At 72.8% G+C, this 23079-nt stretch carries 21 protein-coding genes; 14 read left to right on the forward strand and 7 right to left on the reverse strand.

Annotated elements, in window-relative coordinates; translation table 11 throughout:
* Nucleotides 1–11: 11 nt before the first annotated feature.
* The gene (locus tag IO20_RS0128530; protein WP_030554995.1) at nt 12–1052 is read left to right on the forward strand and encodes a vWA domain-containing protein; all 1041 of its coding nucleotides are present in this window, start codon (nt 12–14) and stop codon (nt 1050–1052) included.
* Between the two features lie 23 nt (nt 1053–1075).
* Here IO20_RS0128530 and IO20_RS0128535 read toward each other — a convergent pair whose 3' ends face one another.
* The gene (locus IO20_RS0128535) at nt 1076–1612 is read right to left on the reverse strand and encodes a P-loop NTPase family protein (protein ID WP_030554997.1); all 537 of its coding nucleotides are present in this window, start codon (nt 1610–1612) and stop codon (nt 1076–1078) included.
* A 159-nt stretch (nt 1613–1771) separates the two neighbouring features.
* Here IO20_RS0128535 and IO20_RS0128540 point away from each other — a divergent pair, with 159 nt between their 5' ends.
* From IO20_RS0128540 to IO20_RS0128550, 3 genes are all read left to right on the forward strand, one after another.
* Nucleotides 1772–4060 carry an alpha-N-acetylglucosaminidase gene (locus IO20_RS0128540; RefSeq protein WP_245685080.1) on the forward strand — a complete coding sequence of 763 codons (2289 nt, stop codon included), beginning with the start codon at nt 1772–1774 and terminating at the stop codon, nt 4058–4060.
* A gap of 82 nt (nt 4061–4142) precedes the next feature.
* The gene (locus IO20_RS0128545) at nt 4143–4619 is read left to right on the forward strand and encodes a MarR family winged helix-turn-helix transcriptional regulator (protein ID WP_030555000.1); all 477 of its coding nucleotides are present in this window, start codon (nt 4143–4145) and stop codon (nt 4617–4619) included.
* 183 nt (nt 4620–4802) lie between these two features.
* Nucleotides 4803–6401 (forward strand): DHA2 family efflux MFS transporter permease subunit, encoded by a 1599-nt coding sequence (locus IO20_RS0128550; protein WP_030555002.1) that lies wholly within the window; start codon nt 4803–4805, stop codon nt 6399–6401.
* 179 nt (nt 6402–6580) lie between these two features.
* Here the strand turns inward: IO20_RS0128550 and IO20_RS0128555 are convergent, their stop codons facing one another.
* Nucleotides 6581–7744: a sensor histidine kinase gene (locus IO20_RS0128555; RefSeq protein WP_051874788.1), complete on the reverse strand. Its 1164-nt coding sequence runs from the start codon at nt 7742–7744 to the stop codon at nt 6581–6583.
* A 353-nt stretch (nt 7745–8097) separates the two neighbouring features.
* On the opposite strand from IO20_RS0128555, the gene IO20_RS0128560 reads away from it, so the two are divergent.
* The 3 genes from IO20_RS0128560 to IO20_RS0128570 all read left to right on the forward strand — a co-directional run bounded on the left by IO20_RS0128560 (nt 8098) and on the right by IO20_RS0128570 (nt 11013).
* Nucleotides 8098–8634, forward strand: a complete 537-nt coding sequence (locus IO20_RS0128560; protein ID WP_030555274.1) for a hypothetical protein — start codon at nt 8098–8100, stop codon at nt 8632–8634.
* Between the two features lie 91 nt (nt 8635–8725).
* Entirely contained in the window at nt 8726–10408 is a 1683-nt protein-coding gene (locus IO20_RS0128565) for a serine/threonine-protein kinase (RefSeq protein WP_030555005.1), read from the forward strand.
* On the forward strand, nt 10405–11013 hold the full coding sequence (locus IO20_RS0128570; RefSeq protein WP_051874739.1) for a hypothetical protein: 609 nt from the start codon (nt 10405–10407) through the stop codon (nt 11011–11013). Before IO20_RS0128565 ends, IO20_RS0128570 begins: the two co-directional genes overlap by 4 nt.
* Before the next feature lie 40 nt (nt 11014–11053).
* On the opposite strand, the gene IO20_RS0128575 is transcribed toward IO20_RS0128570, so the two are convergent.
* On the reverse strand, nt 11054–12829 hold the full coding sequence (locus IO20_RS0128575) for a CAP domain-containing protein (protein WP_030555009.1): 1776 nt from the start codon (nt 12827–12829) through the stop codon (nt 11054–11056).
* Nucleotides 12830–12984: 155 nt separating this feature from the next.
* Here IO20_RS0128575 and IO20_RS0128580 point away from each other — a divergent pair, with 155 nt between their 5' ends.
* Nucleotides 12985–13314, forward strand: a complete 330-nt coding sequence (locus tag IO20_RS0128580) for a hypothetical protein (protein ID WP_051874741.1) — start codon at nt 12985–12987, stop codon at nt 13312–13314.
* 30 nt (nt 13315–13344) lie between these two features.
* Here IO20_RS0128580 and IO20_RS0128585 read toward each other — a convergent pair whose 3' ends face one another.
* A complete protein-coding gene (locus tag IO20_RS0128585; RefSeq protein WP_030555012.1) occupies nt 13345–13755 on the reverse strand; it encodes a four-helix bundle copper-binding protein in 411 nt (136 codons plus the stop codon).
* A 215-nt stretch (nt 13756–13970) separates the two neighbouring features.
* Here IO20_RS0128585 and IO20_RS36975 point away from each other — a divergent pair, with 215 nt between their 5' ends.
* From IO20_RS36975 to IO20_RS0128610, 5 genes are all read left to right on the forward strand, one after another.
* On the forward strand, nt 13971–14906 hold the full coding sequence (locus tag IO20_RS36975; RefSeq protein WP_037636503.1) for an SDR family NAD(P)-dependent oxidoreductase: 936 nt from the start codon (nt 13971–13973) through the stop codon (nt 14904–14906).
* 49 nt (nt 14907–14955) lie between these two features.
* Complete coding sequence (locus tag IO20_RS0128595) at nt 14956–15435, forward strand: SRPBCC family protein (RefSeq protein ID WP_051874742.1); 480 nt, start codon at nt 14956–14958, stop codon at nt 15433–15435.
* A complete protein-coding gene (locus IO20_RS0128600; protein ID WP_030555016.1) occupies nt 15422–17029 on the forward strand; it encodes a phytoene desaturase family protein in 1608 nt (535 codons plus the stop codon). The genes IO20_RS0128595 and IO20_RS0128600 overlap by 14 nt, the downstream gene beginning before the upstream one ends.
* A 121-nt stretch (nt 17030–17150) precedes the next feature.
* Nucleotides 17151–19394 carry a catalase gene (locus IO20_RS0128605; RefSeq protein ID WP_030555017.1) on the forward strand — a complete coding sequence of 748 codons (2244 nt, stop codon included), beginning with the start codon at nt 17151–17153 and terminating at the stop codon, nt 19392–19394.
* Nucleotides 19395–19524: 130 nt separating this feature from the next.
* A complete protein-coding gene (locus tag IO20_RS0128610) occupies nt 19525–20688 on the forward strand; it encodes a glycosyltransferase (protein WP_051874743.1) in 1164 nt (387 codons plus the stop codon).
* 43 nt (nt 20689–20731) lie between these two features.
* Here the strand turns inward: IO20_RS0128610 and IO20_RS0128615 are convergent, their stop codons facing one another.
* From IO20_RS0128615 to IO20_RS0128625, 3 genes are all read right to left on the reverse strand, one after another.
* Complete coding sequence (locus tag IO20_RS0128615; RefSeq protein ID WP_245685081.1) at nt 20732–21094, reverse strand: DoxX family protein; 363 nt, start codon at nt 21092–21094, stop codon at nt 20732–20734.
* 104 nt (nt 21095–21198) lie between these two features.
* The gene (locus IO20_RS0128620; protein WP_030555021.1) at nt 21199–21873 is read right to left on the reverse strand and encodes an NUDIX domain-containing protein; all 675 of its coding nucleotides are present in this window, start codon (nt 21871–21873) and stop codon (nt 21199–21201) included.
* Nucleotides 21870–22253, reverse strand: a complete 384-nt coding sequence (locus tag IO20_RS0128625; protein WP_030555022.1) for a hypothetical protein — start codon at nt 22251–22253, stop codon at nt 21870–21872. Before IO20_RS0128625 ends, IO20_RS0128620 begins: the two co-directional genes overlap by 4 nt.
* 50 nt (nt 22254–22303) lie before the next feature.
* Here IO20_RS0128625 and IO20_RS0128630 point away from each other — a divergent pair, with 50 nt between their 5' ends.
* Nucleotides 22304–23062, forward strand: coding sequence for a DeoR/GlpR family DNA-binding transcription regulator (locus IO20_RS0128630; protein WP_030555024.1), 759 nt, complete (start codon nt 22304–22306; stop codon nt 23060–23062).
* Nucleotides 23063–23079: the final 17 nt, after the last annotated feature.

A 23079-nucleotide genomic window follows, 5' to 3' on the forward strand; every position in this document is an offset into this window, starting at 1 on the left:
GGGGAGTCGCCTTGTCCGTGACCCAGAACTACATCAACCACGTCGCTCTCGTGCTGGACGCCAGTTCGTCCATGTCGCGGCTGAGCGGCAAGGTCGTCGAAGTCGCCGACCAGCAGATCGCCTACCTCGCCCGCCGGTCCAGGGAGCTGGACCAGGAGACCCGCGTCACGGTGTACGTGTTCGCGGACAAGGTCCAGTGCGTCATCTACGACAAGGACGTGCTGCGGATGCCGTCCCTGAAGCAGCTGTACCGGGTCGGTGGCATGACGGCCCTGCTGGCGGCCGCGCTGAAGTCGCAGGGGGAGCTGGCGCAGACGGCCCAGTTGTACGGCGACCACAGCTTCCTGACGTTCGTGCTCACCGACGGGCAGGAGAACGCGAGCCACCGCTGCCCGGGTGCGCCCTCCAAGGAGCCCCGCGAACTGGTCCGGGCCGTGGCCGAGATGATCGCGACGCAGCAGGACAACTGGACGCTGGCCGTCCTCGTTCCGGACCAGATGGGCAAGCGCGAGGCCATGCAGTACGGCTTCCCGAAGGACAACATCGCCATCTGGGACGCCACGAGCACCCAGGGCCTCGAAGAGGCCGGTCAGGTCATCCAGGAGGCCACCGAGAAGTTCATGGTGGGCCGCACCAAGGGCATCCGGGGGTCCCGGGCCGTGTTCTCCGCGGGTGCGGAGGCGGTCAACAAGGACACCATCAAGGCGGCCGGCCTCACCCCGGTGAAGCAGTCGGACTACCGGCTGATTCCGGTGGCTCGCGACGCGGGCATCCGGGACTGGGTCGTCGAATCCGGTCACACGTACCGCACCGGTGGTGCCTTCTACCAGCTCAGCAAGCCGGAGAAGATCCAGGCCCGGAAGCAGATCGCGGTCCTGGAGAAGCAGACCGACCTGGTGTACACCGGGCCCGAGGCCCGGTCCCTTCTCGGTCTGCCGGACGTGGAGGTACGCGTCAAGCCGGACCACAACGACGAGTTCACGATCTTCGTGCAGAGCACCAGCGTCAACCGGAAGCTCGTGTCGAACACCCGGCTTCTGCTCATGAACTGACCTGACCTCAGCTGATGTGCCGATCAGCGTTCCCGCGCGGGGAGCCGGTCCAGGCCGGTGTCGCGCATGATGCGTTCGACCGTCTCGTGCACGGCGCTTTCGGCACCGATGACGGTTTCGACGGCGCCGGGCAGCAGGTCCCGCTGCCGGTACCAGCCGCGTAGTTCCGGTTCGCCGAACTCGTTCGCGATGGGCTTGGTGGCGTGCCGGGCGACAGTCTCCTCGAACGGGACGTCGAGGTAGTAGCCGTGGGTCGGACCGTTGTGGTCGGCGCGCAGCCGGGCCAGCATCTCGCCGTAGTGGTCGGCGTAGAGGATCCCTTCGACGACGACGTGGTATCCGGCGTCCAGGGCGTAGCGGGCGGTCAGGTCGATCAGGCCGATGTTCACCGCGCCCGGCCGGTCCCGTTCGCGCAGGACGATCCGGCGGAGGTTGTCCTGGCCGACGAGGGCCAGGCCGCGGCCGAATCTGTCGCGGAGGCCGGCCGCGACGGACGACTTGCCCGAGGCGCTGTTGCCTCGCAGCACGACCAGTCGTGTGTCCCGGGTACCCACTGTCATCCTCGCGAGGCTACCGGCGCGCGGCCGGTACCACCACGGCCTCACTCACGTAAAGGAGTCGTGACACTACTCTTCGCTCATGGGCAGGTGGCATCGTGCCGAGGTGGGCCCATCGACTCGTCTTGCACACGTTTCCCTGGAGTCCCCTTGAGTCCCCTGGTGAGAACTCCTCTCCTGCCGGCCGCCCTGGCCGTCCTCTCGGCTCTGACGCCGACGGCCTCGGGCTTGACCCCTGCCGACCCGGCCGTGCCCGCGTCCGCGGTCGCGCCGGCCCTCGCCACAGCCGTCCCGGCCGGAGGGGGGCATCCCGCGCGGTCCGCTCTCGCGCGGCTGCTTCCCCGGCACCACAGGCAGTTCCTGCTGTTCCAGGTGCCCTGTCCGCCTTCGGGCGACTACTTCACCGTGACCGGCGGCACCGGTGCCGTGCGGGTGACGGGAACCAGCCCGGCGGTCATCCTCAGGGGCGTCGACCACTACCTGAAACACACCGCGCGGGTGGACATCGGCTGGCCCGGGCGGAGCACCTCGCGGCTGCCCGCCGTGCTGCCGGCCCCCCGAGTCGCCGTACGGGAGGACGCGTCGGTGGCTCACCGGTTCGCGCTGAACGACACCGACGCCGGGTACTCGGGCCCGTATCGGACCTGGGAGGACTTCGAGCGGCAGATCGATCTGCTCGCCCTGCACGGCGTGAACGAGGTCTTCGTACAGACGGGCGCGGAGGCGGTCTACTTCGACGCGTTCCAGGAGTTCGGCTACTCCAAGGCCGAGATCGAGGCGTGGATCCCCGGCCCGGCCCACCAGCCGTGGTGGCTGATGCAGAACATGTCCGCCTTCGCGGGGCCGGTGAACGAGGAGCTGATCGACAGGCGTGCCGCTCTGGGCCGCAGAATCGTCGACCGGCTGAAGGAGCTGGGCATGCGGGCCGTCCTGCCCGGCTATTTCGGAACCGTCCCACCGGGCTTCAGCGACAGGAACCCTTCGGCACGGATCGTGCCGCAGGGCACCTGGGTCGGATTCGCCCGCCCCGACTGGCTCGACCCGCGCAACGACATGTTCCCGAGGGTCGCAGAGGCCTTCTACCGGCACCAGCAGGCCCGTTTCGGCAGCGCGACCATGTTCAAGATGGATCTGCTGCACGAGGGCGGCAAGGCCGGTGACGTACCGCTCGCCGACGCGGCCGGCGCGGTCATGCGGCAGCTCCAGACCGCTCACCCCGGGGCCACCTGGGTCCTGCTGGGCTGGCAGGACAACCCGTCGGCCGCCACCCTGAGCGCGGTCGACAAGAGCAGGCTCCTCGTCGTGGACGGCCTGTCGGACCGCTATGACACGGGACCCAGCCTCGACCGTGACGCCTCCTGGAGCGGCACGCCGTACGCGTTCGGCGCCATCAGCAACTTCGGCGGGCACACCACGATCGGCGCCAACACCGGCGTGTGGCTCGACCGCTTCGAGCGGGCACGCACCAAGCCGGGCAGCATGCTCCAGGGCATCGCGTATCTGCCGGAGGGCACCGGTACCAACCCCGCCGCCTTCGAGCTCTTCACCGAGCTCGGCTGGTCGCGGGCGCCGATCGACCAGCGGCAGTGGTTCGCCGAGTACGCCACCCAGCGTTACGGCGGCCACGACCCCCATGCCGCCGAGGCGTGGGAGCTGCTGCGCACCGGCCCGTACAGCACGCCGGCCGGGCGCTGGAGCGAACCCCAGGACAGCCTGTTCACCGCCCGGCCCAGCCTGACGGCCACCGCTGCCGCCGCCTGGAGCCCCCGGATGATGCGCTACGACGCCGCGACCGTCCACCGCGCCCTGGCCGAGCTGCTCCGGGTCGCCCCCGCCCTGCGCGCCAGTGACGCCTACCGCTTCGACCTGGTCGACGTGACCCGGCAGGCGCTGGCGAACCGCAGCCGTACGCTGCTTCCCGAGATCAAGTCCGCCTACGACGCGGGGAACCTCGCCGAGTTCCGCTCGCGCGCCCAGGAGTGGCGGGACGACATGGCGCTCCTGGACCGGCTGCTCGCCACCGACGAGCGCTTCCTCCTCGGACCGTGGCTGGCGGACGCCAGGAGCTGGGGCTCCACGGACGCGGAGCGGGCACTGCTCGAGTACGACGCCCGGTCGATCCTCACCACGTGGGGCCATCGCTCCGGAAGCGAGGCCGGCCGGCTGCACGACTACGCCAACCGTGAGTGGGCCGGGCTCGTCTCCGGGTTCTACGCGCCGCGCTGGGAGAGGTGCCTGGACGGCCTGGACGCCGCGCTCGTCTCCGGCGGCGCCCCCGCGCCCATCGACTGGTTCCTCCACGACGACGCCTGGAACCGCCGGCGCGACACCTATGCCACCACCGCGACCGGTGACCCGGAGGTCCAGGCCGCCGCCGTGCTCGCCGCGCTGCCGCCTCTGCCGGCCGCCGGTCCGGGCACCGGTGCGAGCGCCGCCGTCGACGCCCGGTGAGCCCGACGCCTGGTGAGCCGGCACCGCGGACAGCTCGTTACCTATTTTGACATACATATCTCGCCATACTTAGAGTGATGGCATGCCCGACAACCCCGCGTCCCCTCAGGACATCGACCACGTGGCCGCCGGCCTCGTGGCGTGCCTGCCGGCGCTGGCGCGGGCCGTGGAACGGCACATCGACCAGGACCCTCCGCTCCCCAAGCCTCCCGAGGCCCAGCTCGCGCTGCTGCGGCACGTCCAGGCCCACGACGGCGTCACCGTGCGCGAGAGCGCCGAGGCCCTGCTGATGAAGCCGAACAACGTCAGCGCGCTGGTCAGGCAGCTGACGGACCAGGGGCTCCTCGAGCGTCGGCAGGACTCCTCCGACAAGCGCGTGGCGCACCTCCACCTGACCGCGACCGCCCGCCGGGAGGTCGCCGAGGTCAACCGCCTCATGGGAGCCCACTTCGCGCGGGCCCTGCGCACCATGACCGAGGGCGAGCTCGACGCCCTCGGCTCCGCTCTGGGCGCGCTCCAGTCGCTCAACCGGAACCTGCACCGCCCCGCCGCCCACTGAGCACGCGCGCCGGATCCCCTGGGTCCGGCGTGCGGGCTGCCGCGAGGCGCTCCCTCTTCCGCGCTTCGGTCGTCCGCGCTCCGGTCGTCCGCGTACCGGACGCAGGTTCCGTCGTTTCCGCGGACAGGGCACGCCCCGTGTCCGCGCCCTTCATCATGACGTACAAAGGACAGGCGCACCATCATGCCCTCCGGCACCATCAAGTCACCTTCTCTCGCGGCCCCTTCGCCAGCCGTCGACAAGCCCGGCGGCCCGCGCGCCAACCCGTGGCTCACCTTGATCGCCGTTTCCTTCGGCCTCTTCATGGTCGGCCTCGACGGCTCGGTCGTCGCCATAGCGAACCCCGCGATCGGCCAGGACCTGGGCGCGTCCACCGCGGACCTCCAGTGGGTCACCAACTCGTATCTGCTGGCCCTCGCGGCGACCCTCATTCTCGGCGGCAAGCTCGGCGACCGGTTCGGACGCCGCACCTTCTACCTGATCGGCGTCGCCGGCTTCACCGCCGCGTCCGTCGCCATCGGGCTCGCCGGATCGATCGAGGGCGTCATCGCCTTCCGGGCGGTGCAGGGCCTCTTCGGCGCCCTGCTGATGCCCAACACGCTCGGTCTGCTGCGCGCGGTCTTCCCGCCGAAGAAGTTCGGCATGGCGGTCGGCATCTGGGCCATGGTCTCCTCCGTGTCCACCGCGCTCGGGCCCATCGTCGGCGGCCTGCTCGTTGAACACGTCACCTGGGAGTCCGTCTTCTACATCAACCTCCCCATCGGCATCGTCGCGCTCGTGTTCAGCGCCCTCGTCCTGCCCCAGAGCAAGAACAGCGCCGAGGCGAACGGGAAGTTCGACGTCCCCGGAGTCGTCCTGCTCGCGATCGGCCTGCTCGCCGTCGTGTTCGGCGTGGTCAAGGGCGAGACGTGGGGCTGGACATCGGCCGGCACGCTCAGCGTGATCGCGGTGGGCGTGGCGGTCCTGCTGGTCTTCGGCTACGTGGAGAACCATGTCGCGTCACCGCTGCTGCCCATGCGCCTGTTCCGCAGCCCTGCTCTCACCATCGGCACGATCATCACCGCCCTGAACTTCTTCGTCCTGCTCGGCGTGATCTTCTTCGTCATGCTCTACCTGCAGAACGTCCGCGGCTTCACCCCCGTCGAAGCGGGTGTGCGCACCCTGCCGCTGAGCCTGGCTTCGGTCGTGGCCTCGCCGCTGGGGGCGGCGCTCACCGACCGTTTCGGCCCGCGGCTCACCATGCCGCTCGGCATGGCGCTCCAGGGCATCGCCTGTTTCCTCATGCTCGGCTGGACCCCGGACTCCTCGTACGCCACGATGTGGCCGCCGTTCATCGCACTCGGTCTCGGCGTGGGCATGGTGATGGCGTCCTCCTCCGACGCCATCGTCGGCAACGCCCCGGTCAGGGACGGCGGCGTGGCGGGCGGCCTGCAGGCGACCGCCCTGCAGATCGGCGGCGCGCTCGGCACGTCCGTGCTCGTGTCCCTCATCAGCAGCCGGGTCGGCTCCACCCTGACCGGTGAACTGACCTCCGCGGGGGTTCCCGCCTCCGCGGCGGCCGGTCTGCAGGAGGCGAAGGACGCGGTGGCCATGGGAGTCGCTCCCGTCTCCGCCGAGATGCCCGACCGGCTCAGGGCCGCCGTCGCCGAGGGAAGCCACCTGGCGTTCATGAACGGCGTGCACACCGCCGTGCTGGTGGCCGGGGCGCTGTGCGTCGCCGGTGCGGCGCTCGCCGCGTTCGGAGTACGGCGTACCCCTGAGGCGGCCCGCCACGACGGCTGACGGCCTCGCCGCCAAGGCCCCCGCGGTTCCGGCCGGCCGGGTGCGAGGAGAGCACCGTGCGAACGGTGCTTCCCCTCACCCGGCCGCGCCGCGGCCTTTCCGGGTGGCGTCGGGCCCCGCTCCACCCCACGGCCCTCCGTGGCCGGCCTCCGGGCCCGCCCGTACGCCTCTGGGGGCGCTCACGTCACGGTGTCGGGGACCAGGGGGATCGCGGCACTCAGCACGGTGCCCTCGCCGGGGGTCGATTCGATGGTGAGGGTGCCGCCGAGCTGCCGGACGCGGGCCCGCATCGCGGGCAGTCCGTGGCCGCGCAGCCCGCCGGGCTTCTCGACCGGATCGAAGCCTCGGCCGTCGTCGGCGACGTCCAGGACGACCTGGTCGTCCAGGTGACTGAGGGTCAGGGCCGCCGTGGTGGCGCCGGCGTGTTCGCGGACGTTGGCGAGCGCCCCCTGCGCGATCCGCAGCAGCGCCGCCTGCACCCGTTCGGGCAGCGCCGTCGCGGGCGTGCCGTCCTGGTGGAAGCGCACCTGGAGGGTGCCGGAGGTCTCTCGGTCGGCGAGGGTGCGCAGCGCCTCGCCGAGACCACCGCCGCCCGCCAGGTCGGCGGGAGCGAGGTCGTGGACGAAGCGCCGCGCCTCGGCGAGGTTGTGTTCGGCGATGGACTCGGCGGTGCGGATGTGGCGGCGGGCTGCCGCCGGGTCGCTGTCCCACAGTCGCTCGGCGGCCTGGAGCAGCATCTGCTGGCTGGACAGGCCCTGGGCGAGGGTGTCGTGGATCTCCATGGAGAGCCGCTGGCGTTCGGCGAGCGTGCCCTCGCGGCGTTCGGTCGCGGCCAGCTCCCTGCGGGTGCGGACGAGATCGGTGATCACGGTGTGCAGCCGCTCGGCCTGGCGCTGGGAGTAGATGAAGACGGCGGTGGCCACGGCGGCGCCGGCCGGTGGCGCGAACAGCAGGTTCGGGTCGAACCCGTAGCGCAGCCGCAGTTTGGCCTGCGCGCCCACGACGATGGCGGTCATGAGGGCGATCAGGATGATCGAGTACCGGGGGCTCAGGGAGCGCAGGCCTGTGTAGTACAGCGGGACCGCGCACCAGCCGAAGCTCGGCGCGAGGATCACCAGCGCGAACCAGACTCCGATGACGGCCGCGAGCCAGAGCCCGGCGGCCGTGCCGGGAGCCGCGCCGCGCGCGCCGGCGTGCTGGGGGCCGAGGATCGGACCGAGCACGTACAGCAGGGCGAGCGCGAAGGCGAGGACGTTCACCCACGGGGTGGAGGGCGCCCCGGGGTGGACGATCAGATAGCGGGTCAGCGACGAGCACAGGAGGACGAAGAACGCCACGTGCATCACGGTCGAGAGCCACCCGGCGTCGGGGTCGGCCGCCTCCGTGTCGATCGGCGACCGCCTGTCCGTCCGCACCGTTCGCTCCTCGCCGCCGCCCGCTGTTCCAGGTCCAGGTCCAGGTCCAGGTCCAGGTCCAGGTCCAGGTCCAGGTCCAGGTCCAGGTCCAGGTCCAGGTCCAGGTCCAGGTCCAGGTCCAGTCGTCCACCGGGTGGAGCAGAGGCACGCGCGTGCCGTGGGTCCGATCTCGTACGAACGTCCCCCTCCGGATTCGGCAGACCTCCGCCCGTTCGGCGGTCTACCGTACGGACGTACCGCGCGCTGCCTTCCGCGGTCGCCGTCGCCTGAGGAGGAAGCCTGTGACATCGTCCTGCGACCCCCGGTTCGCCCCCGCCGGCGATGTGGGCGGGGCCCTCATGGTCATCGACTCGCGACTCAAGGCCATCTATGACGGCAGGACCGGGGCCGACGCCGAACAGCAGGAGCTGATCGAGCAGTTCACCGCGTCCATGAGCCCCGAGGAAGCCCACGACCTGCTGGACGGCGCGTGCACGCTCATCTTCATGTTCATGAAGTGGCTGCGCATGGCCCACGAAGAGCATGACAAGGACGTCATCGAGTACGTGGTGCCCACCCTCGTGGCCGCGATGCGCATGATGCCCAGGAGCATCCGACCCGAGGCCATCCCCACCATGGCCGGCCTGGTCGTCGCGGCGGGCACCGGTCTGAGCCCCAGCCTCTGGCGACGGCAGTACGGCGACTGGACCAGCGAGGAGATGAATCCCCTGGAGGCCACCGCCTTCCTGCTCGCGGAGCACATCAACCGGATCACCGACGACCGCGACTTCGCCACCCGTCTGATCACCGAGGCCCTGTCGGGCGTGGAGGGGGACTGACCTCAGACTCTCCCCTTCCGCCGGGAACCGGCCGTGGCGAGAATCTGTCCCTGTCAGGGGAAGTGACGGGCACGGCGTCGAGGGGGCGGGGATGGACGCATGGGTGGTCCCGGGGTACACCGAGGTCCGGGAGCTGGGGGCCGGCGGCAGCGGGCGTGTCGTGCTCGCCAGGCACGACGGCAGTGGCCTGCCCGTCGCCGTGAAGTACCTGAGTGAGCGGTTCTGTTCGGACGACACGTTCGTGCACGGGTTCCGGGCCGAGGCCCGGTTGCTCGGGGAGCTGGACACCCCCCACGTCGTGGGCTTCTACGAGTACGTGGAGGCTCCGCGGGGCGCGGCCATCGTGATGGAGCTCGTCGACGGCGTCGCGCTGCGCGCCCTCCTCGCGCGGGAGGGATCCACCGGCCCCGAGGCCGCTCTCGTCGTGCTGAAGGGCTCGCTGCTCGGCCTCGCCGCCGCTCACCGGGCCGGCGTCGTCCACCGCGACTACAAGCCCGAGAACGTCCTCGTCTCCGCCGACGGGTCGTCGAAGCTGGTCGACTTCGGCATCGCGACCGGCCGTGGTGCGACACCGGGAGTCGCGGGAACGCCCGCCTACATGGCGCCCGAGCAGTGGAACGGCGCTCCCGCCTCCCCCGCGGCCGACGTCTACGCGGCGACCGCCACCTTCTTCGAGTGCCTGACCGGGCACAAGCCGTTCTCCGGCGACAACTTCGCCGAACTCGCCCTCCAGCACCTGGACACGCCCGTTCCCGACGGGCAGGCACCGGAGCCGCTGCGCCCGCTCATCCGGCGCGGCCTCGCCAAGTCGCCGCACGAACGGCCGGAGAACGCCGCCGCGTTCGTGAGCGAGCTGGAGTCGGTCGCCACGGCCGCGTACGGACCGGACTGGGAAGAGCGGGGCCGGGGGCGGCTGGCCGCGCTCGCCGCGCTCCTGCCCCTGCTGTTCCCCTCCTCCGGCGGTGCGTCGGAGGGCCTGACGTCGCTCGCCACCACGACACTGGCCTCCCCGCAGCCCCGCTTCCGGTGGCGTCTTCCCCGCGGGCTGCCCGCGGGTGCGGCCGCGCTCGTCCTGGCGCTGCTGCTCGCCCTCGCCGCGCGGGCCGGAGGCGAATCCGCCGGCGACGAGGCCGCCGAGGCCTTCGCCACCACGAGCACCGTGCCGACCACGCTCCCGCCGGGTCCCGGCGCGACACCGTCGACGGCTCCCCCGTCGACGGCTCCCCCTCCGACGCCGACGACTCCTGAGCCCTCCTCCTCGTCGGAGAGCCCCGGGCCGAGCGACACCCCGGACGCGTCCCCCACCGACGGCACGACCACCGCGCCGACCGACACCCCGACGCCGACCGTCCCCGCGGGCACGACGTCTCCCCCGACGCCACCGCCGACCGACACCCCGCCGGCGACCCCGACCAGCACGCCCCCGACGACCGCTCCCCCCACCCCGCCGGTCTCCGTGACGGCGGTCTCCGTCACCGGCCTGCGACAGACCGGGCCGACCACCGCCACGGCCACCGTCGACGTCAGCACGGACGGGACGGGACCCGTGACGATCCTCGTCGAGTGGTTCACCGGGGACGAGAAGGGATCGCCCGGCGCACCCGACGGCTCCGAGACCTTCCGCCGCGAAGGCGCCACCCGCTACACCCTCACGCTCACCCATGACGTCCGGGGCACCGGGTGCTACTGGGGGACGCGCGCCACCACCGACCCCGCCGCCGCGAACGGCGGCTCCCTGCAGCAGATCTTCATCCGGCGGTGCACGATCTCATGAACGACGACGACTACAGCGCCACCGAACTCGGCAGCCACTGGTTCGAGCGTCCGACGCCCGAAGCGACCCCCGTCCGGGCCGCCGAAGGCGAGGTCCTGCGGTTCGGCCCCGGAGTGACCGCGGCCGCCGTACGACGCGCGGGGAACACCCCCACCGCCGTCGAGATCTGGCACGGCACCCTCCCCGGTGCCCCCGCACCACGACCCGCGCGCGCCCGGTGGCCGCGCCGGTACGCGCTCGCCGCGGTCGTACTGGCCGCCGTCCTCGCCCTCCTCGCCTGGCAGCACTACGGGCCCCGCGTCGCGGTACGGGACGTCACGGTCACCGCCGCCGAACAGCGCCTCGGCTGTGACGGGACGGCCGACGTCGTGGGGGTCGTACGGACGGACGGGCGTCCTGGCGCCCTCACGTACCGCTGGGAACGCAGCGACGGAACCCGGTCGGCCCCGCTGCGCGAACGACTGGCCCGCGGGCAGGAGGAGGCCAGGCTCCACCTCCTGTGGACGTTCCACGGACCCGGTACGCACCAGGCCGTGGCACGCCTCGTCATCACCTCGCCCACCGCCCACTCGTCGGCTGCCTCGTTCACGTACCACTGCGGCTGACGCGGACGAGGTGCCGGTTCGGGGCCGCCGGGCCGTGGCGTCAACGGGCCCCGAACACCTGCGTCCAGTAGGGACCGCCTGCGGTGTGGACGCCTATCCCTATCTCCTTGAAGTCGCAGTTGAGGATGTTCGCGCGGTGGCCCGGGCTGTTCATCCAGGCCTCCATGACCTGCTCCGGAGTGCTCTGGCCCATCGCGATGTTCTCCCCGTACGTCGACCACGGGTAGCCGGACTCGGTGACGCGCTCGCCCGGTCCTTCGCCGTCGGGGTTGGTGTGGTCGAAGAAGTCGCGCGCGGCCATGTCGTCGGAGTGGCCCTGAGCCGCGTCGGCCAGGGTCGCGTTCGCCGCGAGAGGGCCGCAGCCGGCCTTCGCGCGCTCAGCGTTGACGAGGCTGATCACCTGGTCGGCGACCGAGCCGTTACCGGACCCGCCCTGCGCGCCCGCCCCTGTTCCTGTTCCTGCTCCTGCTCCTGCTCCTGCTCCTGTGTCCGAACCCGTACCGGTGCGGGTGGGCTCGGGTTCGGGCGCCGAGGTACGGGGAGCGGCCGTCTTCGCCGGCGAGGGAGTGGCGGTGGGGGCCGGGCGGGCGGACGTGGTGGCGGCCTTGGTGCGGGCGCCGAGCGAGGGCGTGGCCGGGGTGGCGGGCGGGGCGGAGGCGGTCGCGGAGGCCGGACCCGACGAGGTCGAGGGGGCGGGGGTGAGGCCCGCCGGCTCGTGCGCCCCGGAGGGCAGGTCCGGAGCCGGGGCCGCCGCGCGGTCGAGGCCGTCCCCGCCTCCCCCGCGCCCGGGGCTCAGGTAGAACGATCCGCCGGCCAGCGCCATGACCGCGAGCCCCGTGGTCACGATCACCCTGCGGCGACCGCGTTCCCTCTCCTGACGTCGGCGACGACGGGTGCTCCGGGAGCTCCGCGGACCCTGTGCCGTCCGGGCGGGGGTGACGGCGGGGTCGGCGGCGGGGGTGGTGGGCGCGGTCCGCGGCTTCACGGCCTCCTGTCGTCCGGACGGATCGTACGCTCGCGGCCCCCGGACCTCCGTGAGGAGGTGCGTCGGCGAAGGAACCAGCGGCAGTCCCGCCACCAGGGCCTCGATCGGTACGAGGCCGTCGCAGCACGCGGCGCAGCGCACGCAGCCGCGTATGTGCCATGCCAGGTGCTCGCGCCACGGGGCGGAGGGGTGACCGTCCCATGTCGCCGCCTCGTACCTCAGGCCCTGGCACGGCGGATCCGCCGCCAGCACCGCGACGACGACCCGGGCGGCCTCGACCCTGAGCCGGATCCCCTCCCACCGGGCCGCGGTGTGCTCGTCGGACCACCGCAGAGCCGTCGCGACCTCGTGCCGACCGACCTCGCCACCGCACTCCAGCCACCACAGGGCCAGCAGTGCGCTGTCCTCGGGCTCGATCCAGCGGGCCGCCTCGGCGGCCTCGCGGCTCTGGCCCGACAGACGGAGCCGCTCCACGGTCAGATGCGCGAAGTCCGGGCCCTGCGCGGCGGGCACGCCGTCGGCGCCGAGGAGGGAGGACCGCTGCGCGTGCTCGCGGACGGCGTGCAGGGCGAGGGCCAGCAGCCAGGGGCGGAATCCGCCCGGATCCCTCGGACCTCCCGAGCCTCCCGGGCCTTCGCGTCCGTCGAGTCCGTCGAGCGCCCTCACCATCGTCTGCCGTACGAGGTCGTCGACACCCCGGTGTCCGTTCAGGGCGCGGCCCAGCAGGTTGTAGACCAGGGGCAGATGGGTGGCGATCACCCGGTCTCTCGCCCACGGGTCGCCGCTCTGCGCCGCCCTGATCAGTTCCACGACTTCCGTGCTCGCGCCCATGCCCTGGTTCACCTGTACGTCCCATCCGTTCGATGCCGGCCCATGGGAGACCCCGGGGCCGGAACCGGATAACGGAAAGTTCGCCGGGAACCCGATGAGTTCGCGCTGTCCTCGGTGTCCTCCCCGTGGACGCTGTGTTCGACGAAGGAGGAGCCGTGAGGGATGACGTCGACGTCTGGGCGATGGTGCACGCGGAGCGGGCCGCGCTCATCGAGGGGCGGCCCCTGGGGCTCACCAGCCGCTACCCGCCGACGGCCGTCGTCAGGACGCTCCGTCTGCAGGGGCGTACCCCCGCGGCGTTCGGCGGGGCCGAGGAGCTGCCGGCGCGGGTCCGGCTCGTCGCCACGGACGCCGACCTGGCGCTCGGGGCCGGCCCGGAGGTGAACGGCCCCGTTCTTCCGCTGCTCCTTGCGGTGGCCGGGCGCCCGGTTGCGCCGGGCGAACTCGGCGGGCCGGGTGTCGCCCTGCCGGCCCCGAGCGCCTGACCGCCGGGGCTCAGCCGGGACCGCCGGAGTTCAGCCCAGTCGGTCCTGGAGCCGCGCGCACGCCTGTGCGCAGCTGCGGCAGGCCTCGGCGCAGAGCCTGCAGTGCTCGTGGACGTCGGCGTGCCGCTCGCACTCGTCCGCGCAGGCCTGGCAGGCGATCTGGCAGGCGGCGACGATCGCACGGGTGATGTTGGCGTCGTAGCCGGTGTGGCGGGACAGGACGGCGGCCGTGGCCGTACAGATGTCGGCGCAGTCCATGTCGGTGCGGATGCACTTGGTGAGGTCCCCGACCATGCCCTCGGACAGGCACGCGTCCGCGCACGCCGTACACGCCTGCGCGCAGGCGATGCACTCCTCGATGCACCGGGCCATGGCGTCGGCGTCGACACCTCCGAGGTCGGCCGGGTAGGTGTTCAGCATGCCCCGTACAGCCGTCTCCATGACGGACTCCTTCCCTGGGCGCCCCTCACGTCCACGACCGGTGCGCACGGCTTCCCCTCGGGCGCGTGGCGCGCCTCCCCGGGAGGCCCTGTCGGACTTCCAGGCTAGGCGGACCCCGGTCGTGATCGCACACCCGCGCGTACGAGGGTGCGGCGCGCGCAGAAGGAGCCGCGGCGGGCGCATGAAGTGCCCGCGAAGGGGTCAGACGCCGTGGCATGGGAAAGCGTGGCAACGACCGGATACGTGACCGGGTCGTCGTGGTCACCGGCGCGTCCAGCGGCATCGGGTGCGCCGTGGCCCTGGCCTTCGCCCGGCGCGGCGCCCGACTGGTGCTCGCCGCGCGGAGCGGGGCCGCCCTCGACGAGGTGGCGCGGCGATGCGCGGCGGCACACCGGGCGGCCGACGCGCTGGCAGTACCCACCGATGTCACCGACGCCGGGGCCGTGGACGCCCTGGCGGCGGCGGCCCTCGCACGGCACGGCCGGATCGACGTCTGGGTGAACGTGGCGGGTGTCGGCATCCTCGGCCACGCCGACCGGACGCCCAGTGAGGACGTACGCCGTCTCCTGGACGTCAACGTGATGGGAGTGGTCCACGGGGCCGGCGCCGCCGTTCCCGTCATGCGGCGGCAGGGCAGCGGCGTGCTCATCGACGTCTCCTCGGTGCTCGGCGGGGTCGTCCGGGCGCCGTACATGTCGGCGTACGCGATGTCCAAGGCGGCGCTGGTCACCTTCGACGACGTGCTCCGCCAGGAACTCGCGCTCGCCGGCGCCCGCGGAGTCTCCGTCTGCACCGTCCTGCCGGGCGGGGTCGACACCCCGTTCTTCCGGCACGCCGCCAACCACACCGGGCGCAGCGTGCGGGCCCTGCCCCCGGTGGTCCGGCCCGAGCGGGTCGCCCGGGCCGTCGTGCGCGCGGCGAAGCACCGGCCGAGGCGCGTCGTCGTCGGTCTGTTCGCGCGCTTCCTCGTCCGGGCGCACGCCGTGGCCCCGGGCGTCGTCCGCGCCGCCATCGGCAGGCGTACGGATCGGCACTACCTGTCGCGCTTCGGCGAGACCCCCGCCGAACCCGTCACCACCGGCGTCCTCTACGTCCCGTCGGGCGACACGGCGGCACGGGACGGTGGCGGTGGCGGTGGCGGTGGCGGGTGAGAACCGACAGCTCACAGCTCACAGCTCACAGCTCACAAGGAGGCCTCTCATGGCCGTGCGACACCAGCTCATCCGCAAGCCGCCGGCCGCGGTCTGGTCGGTCCTGCGCGACGGTTCGCTCTACGCCCACTGGGTGGTCGGCACCGACGACTCCTGGAACCGGGACGGGCGGTGGCCCGCCGAGGGTTCCGAGATCGGATACGTGGTGAAGTTCGGGCCCCTGGAATACCGCGGCCGTACCGTCTCACGCGTCTTCGAGCCCGGGCACCGTCTCGAACTCGAGTCGATGGGCGGCAGGTCGGGCAGTGTCCGCATCGCCATCACGGTGCAGCCCTGGGCCGAGGACACCCTCGTCATCGTCGACGAACACCCGTTGAGCGGGGCGGCGGCACGCTGGCACAACTCCGTCCTCGACGCCGCCCTCCAACTGCGCCATCGCGCCATGCTGTCCAGGCTGGCCCGTGTCGTGGAGTCGGGGGAGCACTCAGGTTCGTACGCCGAGGAGGGCGGCCCTCGTGTCGGCGCCTGACGCGGTGGTCGTCGGGGCCGGTCCCAACGGTCTCGTGGCGGCGAACGTCCTCGCGGACGCCGGATGGCGGGTCGTCGTCCTGGAGGCCCAGGACGAGCCGGGCGGGGCGGTCCGCAGCGACCGGGGCGTCCACCCCGACTACGTGCACGACCTGTTCAGCGCGTTCTATCCGCTGGCCGCCGCCTCCCCCGTGATCCGGGCCATGCGTCTGGAGGAGTACGGGCTGCGCTGGACGCACGCCCCGACCGTGCTCGCCCACCCGCTGCCCGACGGCCGGTGCCCGGTGCTCTCCCGGGACGTCCGGCGGACGGCCGCGTCCCTCGCGGGTTTCGCCGCCGGCGACGACGGCGCCTGGGAACGCCTCTACCGTCTCTGGCGGCGGGTGGACGACGACCTGCTGGGGTGTCTCTTCACCCCCTTCCCGCCGGTCCTCTCCGGGCTGCGGCTCGCCGCCCGCACCGGCCCCTCGGACGGCCTGCGCCTCGCTCGCACGATGCTGCTGCCCGCCCGGCGGTTCGGCGAGGAGCACTTCGCCGGCGAAGGCGGAAGGCTACTGATCGCGGGAAACGCCCTGCACGCCGACCTGGGGCCCGAGTCGGCGCTCGGCGGCGGCTTCGGCTGGCTCATGTGCATGCTGGGCCAGTCCTACGGCTTCCCGGTGCCCACGGGCGGGGCGGCAGGCCTCACCGGGGCTCTCGTGCGGCGTCTGCGGGCGCGCGGCGGGGCACTGCACTGCGGGCGTGCGGTGACGCGTGTCGTGGTGCGGGGCGGCCGGGCCGTCGCCGTCCGCACGGAGGACGGCGCCGAGGTGCCGGCGCGGCGCGCCGTCCTGGCCGACCTGCCGGCTCCTCTTCTCTACGGGCGGCTGGTCGCGGAGGACGACGTGCCGGCCGCCCTCCGCGCGGATCTGCGCCGCTTCCACTGGGACTTCTCCACGGTGAAGGTCGACTGGGCCCTCGCGCGTCCGATTCCCTGGACCGCCGAGGGGGCGCACGGCGCCGGGACCGTCCATGTGGCGGACGGCGTCGACGACCTCACCCGTTTCGGGGCGCAGCTCGCCATGGGGCGCGTCCCGGACGTTCCGTTCACCGTTCTCGGCCAGATGACCACGGCCGACGCGACGCGCTCCCCCGCCGGCACGGAGTCCGCCTGGGGTTACACCCACGTGCCGCAGGAGATCCGGGGCGACGCCGGGGACGACGGGCTGCGCGGGCGGTGGGACGAGCGGGAGAAGGACGTCGTCGCGGCGCGCGTGGAGGCGGGCATCGAGCGTCTCGCTCCCGGGTTCCGCGCGTCGATCCTCGCCCGGCGCGTCCTCGCGCCGCCCGACCTGGAGGACAGGAACGCCGCTCTCGTCGGAGGCGCCGTCAACCAGGGCACCACCAGCCTGCACCAGCAGCTGGTCTTCCGTCCCGTTCCCGGGACGGGACGCCCCCGGACGCCCATCCGGGGGCTCTACCTCGCCTCGGCCACCGCCCACCCGGGCGGCGGTGTCCACGGCGCGCCGGGCGCCAACGCGGCCCGCGCGGCCCTGCGCGCACCCCGGTCGGCCCGGTCGCCGCGACGGCTCCGCCCCCGGCCCTTCCACGGCTGACGCTCTCGCGTCCGCCCGGCCGACCCGAGTCGCCCACATTCGGGCGATCTCGTATGTTCGGGACATTCGCGACAGGGAAGACGTGGGAGAGCGTGATCCCCACCCGAACAGGAGCGTTTCGATGACAGCGAACCCGAACCCGGACCCGGCCGCCGAGTCCGGTGTCCCCGGTCGGCCCGGCGCCAAGCCCTCGTCCCTCGAGGAGCCCACGCAGCCACACGGCCCGCTGCCTCCCAAGCCGGACCAGAGCGGCCCGGAGACCGTCAGCCCCACGGGTCAGGCCACCGGGGAGGACCCCGCCCGGTCGGCGCAGAGCGGCGCGTACCTGACCACCGCTCAGGGCGTCCGGCTGTACGAGAGCGACCACTCGCTCAAGGCCGGCAGCCGCGGGCCCGTACTGCTCCAGGACCACCACCTGCGCGAGAAGATCACTCACTTCGACCACGAGCGCATTCCCGAGCGCGTGGTCCACGCGCGCGGAGCGGCGGCCCACGGCGTGTTCCGGAGCTACGGGACGGCGAGCCGACTGACGAAGGCCGCGTTCCTCGGGGACGACGTCGAGACACCCGTGTTCGTCCGCTTCTCCACCGTCCTCGGCTCCCGCGGCTCCGCCGACACCGTCCGCGACACCCGCGGCTTCGCGACGAAGTTCTACACCGAGGAGGGCACGTTCGACCTCGTCGGCAACAACATCCCGGTCTTCTTCATCCAGGACGCGGTGAAGTTCCCCGACGTCATCCACGCCGGCAAGCCGCATCCCGACCGGGAGATCCCGCAGGCGCAGAGCGCCCACGACACCTTCTGGGACTTCGTGTCGCTGCACACGGAGGCCACGCACCACACGCTGTGGAACATGTCCGACCGGGGCATCCCCCGCTCGTTCCGGATGATGGAGGGCTTCGGCGTCCACACCTTCCGCCTCGTGGCCGCGGACGGCGGCACGACGCTGGTCAAGTTCCACTGGAAGCCCCGGCTCGGCGTGCACTCGCTCGTGTGGGAGGAGGCGCAGCTCGTCGCGGGCATGGATCCCGACTTCCACCGGCGGGACCTCTTCGACGCCATCGAGGCGGGTGCCTTCCCCGAATGGGAGCTGGGCGTCCAGACCTTCCCCGACACCCCGGAGCAGACCTTCGAGGGCATCGACCTGCTCGACCCCACGAAGATCGTGCCGGAGGAACTCGCTCCCGTGCAGCCGGTCGGCCTGCTCACCCTCAACGCCAACACCAAGAACTTCTTCGCCGAGACCGAGCAGGTCGCCTTCCACCCAGGTCACCTCGTGCCCGGCATCGACATCACCGACGACCCGCTGCTCGCCGGCCGCCTCTTCTCGTACCTGGACACCCAGATCAGCAGGCTCGGCGGCCCCAACTTCGCCCAGCTGCCGATCAACCGTCCGCACGCCCCCGTCAACGACATGCTGCGCGACGGCATGCACCAGACGGCCGTCCACACCGGCGTAGCCCCCTACCGGCCCAACTCCCTGGACGGCGGCTGCCCCTTCCTCGCCGGGGCGGACACCGGCGCGTACATCGAGACGCCGGTCCAGGTCCCGACGTCGAACAAGGTCCGTGAGGCGCCGCAGTCGTTCGCGGACCACTTCGGGCAGCCGAGGCTGTTCTGGCTGAGCATGACTCCCACGGAGCGCGAGCACATCATCGCCGCCTACACCTTCGAGCTGAGCAAGTGCTTCGAGCAGGCCGTGAAGGAGCGCGCCCTGACGGTCCTCGCCAACATCGACCCCGTCCTCTGCGAAGGCGTCGCCGCGGGCCTCGGCCTGCCGGTGCCACCGGCCACGGTGCCGTTCGCCGACGTACGGCCCAGTCCCGCGCTCTCGCAGCTCGGCGCCACGTGGCCACTCGACGGGCGGGTCATCGGCATCGTCGCCGACGAGACCGACAGCGCGGGCATGGAGGCCGTGCGGGCGTTCCGCGCGGCGGCCCTGAGCGCGGGAACGGTCCCGCTGGTGATCGCCGCGGCCGGCGGTGTCCTCGACGCCGAGGGGGACGCGGTCGCCGTGCAGCGTACGTTCGCCACCGCGCGGTCCACCGAGTTCGACGCCCTGTACGTCGCCGCCTGCCCCGCTCCGGGCCTCGACGCGCAGGGCGCGCGGGACGCGAAGGCCGGCCACATCGCGACGGACGCCGCGTCCCTCGACCCGCGGGTGGCGCTGCTCCTGACCGAGGCCTACCGCCACGGCAAGGCCGTCGGCTGTACGGGTGAGGGGGCGACGGCCCTGGAGGCGGCGCGGCTGCCGGTGGACGCGCCGGGGGTCGTCGTGGGCGACGACGCCGAGCAGGTGCTGTCCGAACTCGCCGGGCTGCTCGGCAGCCACCGGGTGTGGCAGCGGTTCCCCGCGGCTGTGTGACCCGCAGGCCTTGCGGCGAGGGCGGGGGTGTGGCGCAGAATCGGCGACCCAGGTCGTAGATCTTGCACAGGGGAGCCACGAAGTGCGTGTGTTGTTGTCGACGTACGGGTCACGCGGGAGCGTCGAGCCGATGGTGGGACTCGCGGTGCGGCTGCGGGAACTCGGCGCCGAGGCGCGGGTCTGCGCGCCGCCGGACGAGGAGTTCGGCGAGCTGCTGGCCCGTGCCGGCGTGCCGATGGTGCCGGTGGGGCAGCCGGTGCGCCCCCTCGTGACCTCGGTGAGGCCCGGTTCCGCCGCCGGACTGGCGCAGCGCGCGGCCGATCTGATCGCCGCTCAGTTCGGCCCGGTCGCGGCGGCGGCCGAGGGGTGCGACGCCCTGGTGGCAACCGGGCCGCTGCCGGTCACCGCCGGGGCGCGGTCGGTGGCCGACGCACTGGGCATCCGCTACGTGCACGTGAGCCACCAGCCGGTGGTCCTGCCGTCGCCGTACCAGCCCCCGCCCGCGCGGCGGGGGCGGCGGCTGCCCGAGGACATGGACGACAACCGGGAGCTGTGGGAGGTGGACGCGCGGAACGCGAACGACATGTTCGGCGCGGTCGTCAACGCCCACCGGGCGTCCTGCGGCCTGCCCCCGCTGGACAACGTCCGCGACTACGCCTTCACCGACCGGCCCTGGCTGGCCACGGACCCTCTCCTGAGCCCGTGGCGGCCGACGGATCTGGCCGTGGTGCAGACGGGGGCGTGGATACGGCCGGACAAGCGTCCGCTGCCGTCCGACCTCGTGGCGTTCCTGGACGCCGGCGAACCGCCGGTCTACGTCGGGTTCGGCAGCATGCCCCTGGGCGGTTCGAAGGAACTCGCCCGGGTGGCCGTCGAGGCGCTCAGGGCGCGGGGCCTGCGGGCGATCGTCTCCCGTGGCTGGGCCGGCCTGGACGTGGTCGACGACGGGGACGACTGCCTTGCCGTCGGCGAGGTGAACCAGCAGGCGCTTTTCGCCCGGGTGGCCGCCGTCGTGCACCACGGCAGTGCGGGCACGACGACGATGGCGGCCCGGGCGGGTGTGCCTCAGGTGGTGGTGCCGCAGGGTGCCGACCAGCCGTACTGGGCCGGCAGGGTGTCCGCGCTGGGTGTCGGGGTGGCGCACGACGGCCCCCTGCCGACCGTCGCCTCCCTGTCCGCCCTGCTCGAGGCGGCCCTGCTCCCCGGGATCAGGGCACGGGCCACCGCCGTGGCCGGTACGGTCCGCACCGACGGGACGACGGTGGCCGCGCGCCTGCTGCTCGACGCGGTGTGATCCACACGCCCCGCCGGACAGGCCCTAGGGTCTTTCGTTTGGATCAGGCCGGATCAGGGAGCGGGGTCTGGTGCCGTGCCTCGCAAGGCGGAGAAGGGCGCCATGGCGGAGCCATGGCAACCGCCGGGCGGTGCCGCCAGTCGTAGGCCATCTTCACATTGGCGGGGAAGACGCCCGCGAAGAAGAGCGCGGTGGCGTGGGCGCTCGCCCGTCGGGTCGCCGGAACCACGAGCCCCGCGGCCAGCGCGAGCTCCACCGCCCCGCTGGCCGCCGTCCAGGCGCGCGGGCTGCCCGGCAGGGCTCGCGGCACCGTGGCGTCGAACTGTCTGGGGGCGACGAAGTGGGCCACGCCCGCGGAAGCGAGCAGTCCGGCGAGCAGCAGGGCGGAACGTGCGGGCGTGGGCATCGGATTCCTTCGCGACGAGGAACGAGGTTACTGGACGGTAAGTATGACGGAGCCGAGGGCCGGACACCATGCGTCCGGCCTTCGGCGGCCCGTCCCCGTCGCGGCTATCGCGTGCGCATGTCGGCGAAAGGGCCGTCCAGGGCGGCCCATTGCAGGAGGAGGATGGTCTTGCCGTCCGTCACGCGTCCGTCACGGACCATGACGAGGGCCTCCGTGAAGTCGAGTTCGAGGACTTCGATGTCCTCGCCCTCCTCCTCGAGGCCGCCGCCGCTTCCGGTGCGGTCGGCCGGCGTGTAGGGGGCGGCGTAGAAGTGGAGGCGCTCGGTGACGGAGCCGGGGCTCATGTAGGCGTCGAGGACGTGGGTGAGCGGGCCGAGCGCGACCCCCAGCTCCTCGGCACTCTCGCGCCGGACGGCGTCGAGCGGATCGTCGCCGTCGAGCAGGCCCGCGGCCGCTTCGACGAGCATGCCGTCCGGGTGGTCGTTGACGTAGGCGGGGTAGCGGAACTGACGGGTGAGCAGCACACGACGGCGTTCGAGGTCGTACGGCAGGACGACGGCCCCGTTGCCACGGTCGTAGGTCTCGCGCTGCTCGGTGACCCAGCGCCCGTCGCGGCGCCGGTAGTCGTACGTGGTGCGACGCAGGACGTGCCAGCCCTGGGAGGTGAGCTCCACGTCCCGGACCACGACGTCGGGGTTGCGGTCCAGATCGCGGCCGGCCCGGTCGAGGCCGGTGCGGCCGCGATGGTCGGGGACGTCGATGCCGGGGCGGCCCGTCACACGGCCTCCCGTGCGGTGCGGCGGGGGATCTCGGCCACGTCGTGGTAGACGGGCAGGCCGCGGCGGCGGGCGGCGGCGACGTCCTGGTCGGCTCCCGCGGAGTCGCCGGGCAGACGCAGCACGGCGTCGCAGTGGGCGAGCAGGCGGTCGGCGGCCGGGTAGAGCACCTGGTCGGCGAGGGGGTCGGCGGGGCCCGCACCGGCCGACCGGAGGACGGGGAGCGCGATCCATTCCCCGATGACGGGGAGGTGGCCGGTGGCGAAGACGGGCCAGGCGGCGGCTTCGAGGCGCGCGAGGTTGGCGGCCATGGCCTGCGGGTCTCCGCCCGTGCCGGAACGATAGGGGCCGGCGATCAGGATGAGCAGGGGCTTGTCGGTCATGCCGCGCTACGATACATGCAAAAACGTGCAACAACAGGAGAGAATGCGGAATGCTGGCTGCTGAACGGCGCGACCACCTGCTCGAACTGCTCGCCCGCGAGGGCAAGATCGTCGCGAAGGACGTCGCCGCCCGACTGGGGATCTCCGAGGACAGCGTGCGGCGCGACCTGCGCGACCTCGCGACCGAGGGACTGTGCCAGCGGGTCTACGGCGGGGCGCTGCCCGTATCGCCCGCGGTGGCCGACTACGCGGCCAGGCAGACCGTGGCGACCGACGGCAAACGGAAGGTCGCCACGGCGGCTGCGGCGCTGGTCCGGCCGGGCAGTGCCCTGATCCTCGACGGCGGGACCACCGCCCTCGCCGTCGCCCGCGCCCTCCCGCAGGACCTGGAGTGCACCGTGATCACCCACAGCCCGACGATCGTGGCCGCGCTGCTCGAACACCCGTGCGCCGAGCTCTTTCTGCTCGGGGGCCGCGTCTTCAAGCACTCGGCGGTCGCCTGCGGGGCCGCCGCCGTGGAGGCCGCGCAGAACGTCTCGGCCGACCTCTGCCTGCTCGGTGTCACCGGCGTGCACCCCGAGGCGGGGCTGACGACCGGAGACGCCGAGGAGGCGGCGATGAAGCGCGCGCTGGCCGCACGGGCGGCGGACACCCACATCCTCGCGTCCTCCGAGAAGATCGGCACGGCGTCACGGTTCCGCGTGCTGCCCTGGGAGGAGATCACCGGGCTCATCACCGACGCGGATCCCGGCCATGCGGTGATCGAGCAGCTCACCTCTCGGGGTGTGGAGGTCCTGACGGCCGGCTGACAGCAGGCAGGGGGCAC

It is taken from the genome of Streptomyces exfoliatus (genome assembly GCF_000725545.1).
In the GTDB taxonomy this organism is placed as follows: Bacteria; Actinomycetota; Actinomycetes; order Streptomycetales; family Streptomycetaceae; genus Streptomyces; species Streptomyces exfoliatus.